General features: G+C 42.6%; 6 protein-coding genes. 3 read left to right on the top strand and 3 right to left on the bottom strand.

The window, feature by feature from the left end:
• The first annotated feature begins 258 nt into the window (after positions 1-258).
• Positions 259-1,326, top strand: coding sequence for a DMT family transporter (locus V7K15_RS22970; protein WP_334909115.1), 1,068 nt, complete (start codon positions 259-261; stop codon positions 1,324-1,326).
• Positions 1,327-1,442: 116 nt separating this feature from the next.
• Positions 1,443-2,585, top strand: a complete 1,143-nt coding sequence (locus tag V7K15_RS22965; protein WP_334909113.1) for a peptidoglycan-binding protein — start codon at positions 1,443-1,445, stop codon at positions 2,583-2,585.
• 6 nt (positions 2,586-2,591) lie between these two features.
• On the opposite strand, the gene V7K15_RS22960 is transcribed toward V7K15_RS22965, so the two are convergent.
• From V7K15_RS22960 to V7K15_RS22950, 3 genes are all read right to left on the bottom strand, one after another.
• Positions 2,592-3,047, bottom strand: coding sequence for a DUF2141 domain-containing protein (locus V7K15_RS22960; protein WP_334909111.1), 456 nt, complete (start codon positions 3,045-3,047; stop codon positions 2,592-2,594).
• A gap of 1,032 nt (positions 3,048-4,079) precedes the next feature.
• On the bottom strand, positions 4,080-4,562 hold the full coding sequence (locus V7K15_RS22955; RefSeq protein WP_334909109.1) for a tetratricopeptide repeat protein: 483 nt from the start codon (positions 4,560-4,562) through the stop codon (positions 4,080-4,082).
• A gap of 512 nt (positions 4,563-5,074) precedes the next feature.
• Positions 5,075-6,391, bottom strand: a complete 1,317-nt coding sequence (locus tag V7K15_RS22950; protein ID WP_334909107.1) for a CCA tRNA nucleotidyltransferase — start codon at positions 6,389-6,391, stop codon at positions 5,075-5,077.
• 86 nt (positions 6,392-6,477) lie between these two features.
• Between V7K15_RS22950 and V7K15_RS22945 the strand changes: the two genes are divergently transcribed.
• Positions 6,478-6,726, top strand: a complete 249-nt coding sequence (locus V7K15_RS22945) for a Ycf34 family protein (RefSeq protein WP_292790237.1) — start codon at positions 6,478-6,480, stop codon at positions 6,724-6,726.
• Positions 6,727-7,420 lie beyond the last annotated feature (694 nt).

Raw genomic sequence — 7,420 nt, 5'->3', positions numbered from 1 at the left:
AAATCGCTGATTACACAGGTTTTACCCCACCCTAACCCTCCCCTTGGAAAGGGGAGGGAACTAGATTTCCAGTCTCCCCCCTTTCCAAGGGGGGATTAAGGGGGGTAATTCGACTTGTGTGTACACCGTAGCCTTTTAGGAGAGAGGTCACAGTGAACGAAAAACGCTATCAAGCTATGCGATCGCAAAACTACATAATTTCGGTAAAATTGGGTAAAGCAATTTTTGTGCTTGTTAAACAAAGGCATCAGCAAACCCATGCAACTGAAACTCAGTGCATCTCAACTTCCCTTCGCCCCTCTGCTGTTAATTGCCCCCTTTTTCCTATGGGGGACGGCAATGGTAGCCATGAAAGGAGTCATACCCCACACCACACCTCTATTCATGGCTGGTGTGCGTTTGATACCAGCAGGGGTGTTAATTCTGATTGCAACAGCATTCATGGGTAAACCCCAGCCCAAAGGTTGGGCTGCATGGCTGTGGATTGCCTTATTTGCTTTAGTAGATGGGACACTGTTTCAAGGCTTTTTGGCAGAGGGATTAGTCAGAACCAGCGCCGGGTTAGGGTCTGTGATGATTGACTCGCAACCCTTAGCTGTTGCCTTGCTGTCGTTGTGGCTATTCCAAGAACACATTGGTTTTTGGGGATGGCTGGGGCTAGGCTTGGGAGTCGCAGGTATTAGTTTAATTGGCTTACCTGATGAGTGGATTTTACATTTTCTTGACTCAGGCGCAAATATTACAATTGGCAACTGGCAAGATTTGTTTGCTAGTGGCGAGTGGTTGATGCTGTTAGCAGCGCTATCAATGGCAGTGGGAACAGTGTTGATTCGTTTTGTCTGCCGCCATGCTGACCCAGTAAGCGCTACGGGATGGCACATGATTTTGGGTGGATTGCCACTATGGGGAATTTCATCAGTTGTGGAATCCCAGCAGTGGGAGAATTTAGGAACATCTGATTTAGTGGCTTTGAGTTATGCTACCGTATTTGGCAGTGCGATCGCCTATGGGTTATTCTTCTACTTTGCCTCTTGTGGCAGTCTCACCAGTCTTAGTTCCCTTACCTTCCTCACACCCGTCTTTGCCCTACTATTCGGCAATCTCTTTCTCTCAGAAGTTCTCAGTCCGTTACAGTGGATAGGTGTTTTCCTGACTTTAATCAGTATCTATCTGATTAACCAACGTGATACTTTAGCAGCGCGAAACGATACAGTTACTGTCGGCGAAATAGCTAATATACCCCAACCAGTTTTAGAAGCATCTGCTCAAAAATTGAACCCCATAACCCTAGCAGTCAGAGAATCGGAACCAGAAATTTTACCTTAACTCGTTAAAGGAAGAACATTCAATGAAAATTGAAAAATGATAGTTAACATTTGGTCATCTAGAAGCTATTGTGGTATCGAAGACTTCAAAAGCACGTTCAGGCTGAAACTTGCAATATGAGGCTACGCCCTTCCTCAATCTTGATATTTATCTGTTTTTCTTGCCTGGGTTTTTACCCAAATCGCGCAAGTACAGCTACACCTAACCTAGCACCTGAAATTTTAGAACTTGCACAAGCCAGTTCGACAATTACTGCTAGTCCGGTTGTTTTGAGTCCCGGTAGTCAAGGGTCAGATGTGCAGAGACTACAAACCCAATTAAAGCAGTTGGGATACTACAGTGGCGTGGTAGATGGACAGTACAACGCCAGTACAGAAATCGCTATAGCTAAATTCCAGAAAGCAAAGGGTTTAAAAGTAGATGGCATTACAGGTCTGGCGACTAGCGGGAAACTGCAAGCAGCAATGGTGGCCAAAAATCAGATTATCACCTCTCCAATTGTCACCTCGCCTGCTGCGACTTCCAACCCAACCGCAAAACCCAAGTCAGCTGAGAGAGGTTTTGTCTGGTGGTTAATATTTGCCATCGGAGTTCTAGGAAGTATTGGCGCACTTGTTTACCTGCTGAGGTGGTTTCGTCAGGTCAAACAAGTACAAAAGTCCGAAATATCAAATATTAAAAGCTTGAGCGAAGCTCAGAAACACCCGATGCTACCACCCTCACCAGAGACTGCAACTATTCTAGAAACAGCTACACCACCATTCGCTACACAATTACTGCTACCAGAAAAAAGTTCCCGCCTTGCTAAACTCAATATCGTTGACGAATTAATTCAAGACTTACGCACTTCTGACCCAACGAGGCGACGCAAGGCTATTTGGGATTTGGGTCAGCAAGGAGATTCGCGGGCAATTCAGCCTATGGTTGACCTGATGATTGATGCTGATTCTCAAGAAAGCAGTTTAATTTTGGCAGCTTTGGCAGAAATTGGTACCCGCACACTCAAACCGATGAACCGAGCTTTAGCAATTTCAATCCAAGATGAAAGTCCCCAAGTGCGGCAAAATGCGATCCGTGACCTGACGCGCGTTTATGATATGATGAGTCAAATGAGTCAGATGTTGCACCATGCGTTAGATGACCCAGATGCCGATGTGCAAGCAACAGCACGATATGCTTTAACTCAGATGAATCGAATGCGCGGCTTGCCGGAACAAGAGAGTCTACCGGAAGATTCGCACAATGATTCACCAGAATAAATAAGTCTAAAAATATTTTAACTGGATTTGGATATTGGTGTTCCGGCCTGCCACTAAAAATGCTGCTTCGCTAAATTTGGGCGCTCTTGTGCGAATTTCGGGGTTGCTGGAAAATCCAAAGCCTTCGCTTGGTATCCCAAAAATATTGCTATTGAGAGTTACGTCATTATTTTGATCGTGGAAGACAGCAACGGCATAACTACCTGCTTTCAAGTTCTCAAAGTTAATCGTTAAGGAAGTGTCAGTAATCTTGGTACACTGCTTTTGTAAGATGCGATCGCGATCGCTAGGAAATCCTTCACTACTTGCAAATATACTGGCACAGACTTGTCCTTCTTTATTCTTCAAGCCATCAATTTCTACGGTGAGTTTGCCGTTAAAATTTGCTTTGGCACTAAATGACCATGCCAGATTTCCCAGAACTGCCAATAGCAGTATACTAACTCTCAATGCCTTTACCATAAAATTTTCACAAGATAAAATAAGTTTTGCTAAAACTAACATCCAAAAACCAGCGTTTATGAAGAATAGGACTTACGCAAAATGACACGCTGTAGTGACAGTTCATGTAGCTTTAGCTGACCGCAGGGTATTGCCCCTAAGAAGAAAATAAGGGTTTCGGCTATTGTTTGCGTAAATCCTAAAGAACACTAAAAAGGCAGCGATCGCAAAAAAATATGGTAGTGAGTCAGAGGCAATCTATACAACATATTCTAACTACCATACAATAACTGTTTTAATTTTTAAATGTTGATAAAAGTAATGGGCTATAGAGATAAACTCAAGACGGGGGTGAAGATAATTTATCTCTGCTAACAAAAATGTGTTCAAAACAACGCAGATTTCCAAATAATATTAATAATTGCAGGTTTAGATGAATTTTAGGATAAAGTTATTTAGAGGATGTTTGGTTTAGATGACTTTTTTGATAAAGTTATTTGGCAATAGCTTGTGCTGTGGCCTTCACGCCATCCATGCCATAACCTATGAACAAATCTACCGTACCCCATCAACAATTAAATACCACTGGGAACTTAGATTCTACCTATTTTAATCCTAACATCTAAACCGTAGTCGTTGTAGATATCCGTGGCGTAGGTACAGCCCGCACTTCTCTACGAGACGCTGCGCGAACGACAAAGCTCAGTGACCATCGTAGACATCACCTGGTAAAACCTCCGGTGTTTTACTTATGCTATCCAGTTTGTACCAAAGGTAACTTTATCCAACCGAGAATTGCTATTTGACGGTTAGTTGCTGTTAGTACAAGCAGCAATGACGCTACTACTAATCCTGATAGAACTATATTGAATAAATTGCGGCGACTAAGGCGATGAATTGCTGTTGATTAGGGTGATGACGGATTCACAAAATAGTATAATGCTCTCTCATACTCCTAAGTGTCTTTGCTTGAATTTGATCTAGCCGACTGCCAAGATGTTTACCTGATAGCATTTCTTCTTTACGAAACGCTACGCAAACATTTTGAATTACTTATCTGCCGTTGTAGCTGAATCTAAATGTACATTCGAGAATCAACTTTTGATTTACTAGCGAATAGGGCTGAATTTCTAGAGCAGCTTTAAAAGCTCGGATTCCTTCACCATACTCTCCTAGTGCCGCATAACACAAGCCCATACCGTGAAGCGCTCCAAAATGTATTGGATTTATCTGCACAACCATCTGACAATCGGCCAAAGATTTTTGATAATCACCAATACTGTAATAGAGGAAAGCACGGCGATTCCAGGCTTCGGCAAAATCTGGCTGGTCTTTGATTAGTGCCGTCAGCGCTGTTTCGGCTTGAATAATTTCACCTGCATCCAGTAACTTTTGACTACGATCAATTATTTCCAGCCCATAGATTCCCTTTTGCTGAAACCAGATCCGCCAGATTTTTCTAGTTGCCTTTTCGCGGACTGTGGCATCCGGGTTTTTCAACTCTTCAAGTAAGGAATTGATAGATAAAGAATCCATGAATTTGAAATCAGTGAATATACCTTTGTATTAACTTTCTCACAAAATATATCTATAAAATCATTTTTAAAGTTATCTTTAAATTTGCAGTGATTATTAATTGCTAATTATGAATTTCCTGTGTGATTTCTTGTATTTAGTAATACGACTAATACCACACTCGACATCGAAAGCATCCTAAATGTGTAAGTTATATTAAACCCCCGTTATAAATTGTCATTGCGATCGCAACGTAGTGCCAAATATATTCTTGCTTACATTGGGATGCTCACCTCGATATCTAGAGTCATAAATGGTGTTATTAGGATGGCAAACTTTAAAAATAAAAACTGACTAGAGGTAGTTGACAGATACCTACTGACTAATAAATCACAAAAACATTACAAATAAACTCATGACTATACCAAACCAAAACGAGGTTTCCAGTCATATACAATAAAAATTGCTCCGGCGTAGCCCGCCCCAGGCATCGCACAATGTAGGTAGGATCACCATAAATTGCTCAGGTATATTTAACCCTCAAGTAACTGACGTGCAAATGCGATCGCCTCTGTTGGTGTTGAGACTTTCCCCTCAGCTTGTGCTACGGCAATTTCTGTCAACAGTTGGCCGATGATTGGCGAAGCTGGAATATCTAATGCTATAATCAACTCCTTCCCGCTCACTAATGGAGTGGGATGAGCGACCAGATCATCAGGGTTGAGGTAGCGGTTGATCAAAGGTGCCAAGAATTGGCAACCCCTTGCTTTGGTTTCCTCTGTTGTAGCGACTGCTGTATGTAGTGGCTTGTCATTAGACATCGCCTCTACCAAATTATCAACTGCTACAGCTAGCACTGCCGTAGCAGGAAACACCATATCTGCGTTATGGAACAAAAAGTATTGGTCTCGCAACGACATATCGACTACTTGAAGCTGCGGTAACACTTTCAAAGCAGTGGTTACACCCCGGATTTCGGCACGACTATAAGTTAGTTCCTGTAGCTCTATTTCTGCTAATTCTGGATCTGGGTTGACAAGACAAGCAAGTTTGGCAATACTTAACCAAGTGGTTTTGATAGTATCCCGGACATACTCTTGCAGTTGTGCCCCTAATTGTGGCCAATTTTGGGTCAGCAAGGCGGCTGCATTGTCAACTGCTGCTAGTTTAATCAAGCTTTCACGGGTGGCATTTTTGAAGAAAGGGGCAAGTAAACCATCTTCCCAGGCACTTGTAATCCAAGGAGTACCCTGAGAATTTGCCAGTAGATAGCCAATTTCTACCCTAACTCGTTCGGCTGCAACTTTGCTGATATCTGATGCCAAAGAACGAATTGCGGCTTGGGTAGCTGGCTCAATAGTAAAACCTAGTTGAGCTGCTTGGCGATAACCTCGCATTAACCGCAAAGGGTCATCTTTGAGGTTAGCGGATGATACCATTCGCAAAATGCCCTGTTGTAAGTCTATACAACCTTGCAGAGGATCGATAATTTCTTGTGTATGGGGATTATAGGCGATCGCATTTACTGTAAAATCTCGTCTGTGCAAGTCAACTTCTAAACTATTTCCTTCCTGTTGGGCAAAATCTGCTGTGGCGCGGGGAAAAACCACACGCGCAATCTGTCGTTTAGCATCAAGTAACACAAAACCAGCTTTGTAATGATGTGCGATCGCTCTCGCTACCTTTACCGCCTTAAATGGTATAACAAAATCCAGATCCAGATATTCACGAGTTCTGCCAAGGATGGCATCTCGTACAGCACCACCTACCATGTAAGCGGGTTGTGGCAGGAACTCTAAGCTAAAAGGCCAATTTTCGGGAGCTAGGGTAGAAGGAATTGACTTATCCATTGTAATAAAAATCAACCCAGCAACTCATCAATAACAGTTGGGCTTAAGTTAGATTAACAATAAAGGCGCCTGGAGTTGGTTCTATTATGTGTATTTGCGTGAACTGCCACTATGTAGACAGCTGTTTTACCTATCATGCCGTAGAAGGGCAGCACCAACAGCCTCACTTGACCGAAACACCAAATTTTGATCCGAATGAACCTTCTATTAATGTCAACATTCGGACTAAAGAGGATGTAATTGAAATGGAATGGGATGTTGTTGGTTGTCTGAGCTTTAAGCGGGAAACGGGTAAGTGGTCGAAGTTGCGTCCTGGTGAATTAGTGCCGACTTGATAGAAAATCATTGGTGCATTTTAAAGCTGACTACTGCACTAAACAGCAGTAGTCGTAAACATTTTTGTTAGGGATTTCCAACTAATAAATTATCCAATCTTCTGGGGTGGGCATCTTGCCCGCCTTGGGCTACGATCCCTCGTGTCGCCCACCCCACAAGAAATTGTTGAGTATTTTTTTATTTGGAAGTTCCTTAGTGCGAATGATGCTCATGCAGCTACCCCACCGAAAAGTTCTGCGTTAGCGAAGCTCACCGTTCGCGTAGCGTCTCGTAGAGAAGGTATCGCTCTCTTACCGATACCTGTAAACGCGATTATTCTCCGAAAAAGCGTATTCTTAGATACATTTTTTAGAAAACTTGTTGAGAAACTTAAAATAAGTAAAACTAATAAATATCGCCGAAGGTGGACACTCTGTGACATCGCCCAAAAATAGTAAGTTATGATATTCTTTTTGTGCGAAATATTTCTCCTTTTTATTTTTTGGTAGCGATCGCTAACTTTGCTCCCTTAACCTGACGGATTCATCACAAAAACCACAAGCAACCACAAATCGGCATCGGCGAAAAGATAACACTAGCCAGAATAAGTTACCGGAGTATTTACCGACTCAGTACTGAGTGCTGAGTCCTGAGTGCTGAGTAAATTAAGAAGTACTCACTACTTTTGAACTTGGGTTTTTGCCCCACCCGCAA

The sequence above is a fragment of the Nostoc sp. genome (assembly GCF_036919815.1).
Taxonomy (GTDB): Bacteria; Cyanobacteriota; Cyanobacteriia; order Cyanobacteriales; family Nostocaceae; genus Nostoc.
The sequence above is the reverse complement of the archived record's forward strand: the minus strand, read 5'-3'. Positions and strand labels throughout refer to the sequence as shown.

Bases quoted from the DNA above. Each gene is read 5' to 3' on its own strand.
- V7K15_RS22970 (WP_334909115.1), top strand. From the start codon at position 259: ATGCAACTGAAACTCAGTGCATCTCAACTTCCCTTCGCCCCTCTGCTG.
- V7K15_RS22965 (WP_334909113.1), top strand. From the start codon at position 1,443: ATGAGGCTACGCCCTTCCTCAATCTTGATATTTATCTGTTTTTCTTGC.
- V7K15_RS22960 (WP_334909111.1), bottom strand. From the start codon at position 3,047: ATGGTAAAGGCATTGAGAGTTAGTATACTGCTATTGGCAGTTCTGGGA.
- V7K15_RS22955 (WP_334909109.1), bottom strand. From the start codon at position 4,562: ATGGATTCTTTATCTATCAATTCCTTACTTGAAGAGTTGAAAAACCCG.
- V7K15_RS22950 (WP_334909107.1), bottom strand. From the start codon at position 6,391: ATGGATAAGTCAATTCCTTCTACCCTAGCTCCCGAAAATTGGCCTTTT.
- V7K15_RS22945 (WP_292790237.1), top strand. From the start codon at position 6,478: ATGTGTATTTGCGTGAACTGCCACTATGTAGACAGCTGTTTTACCTAT.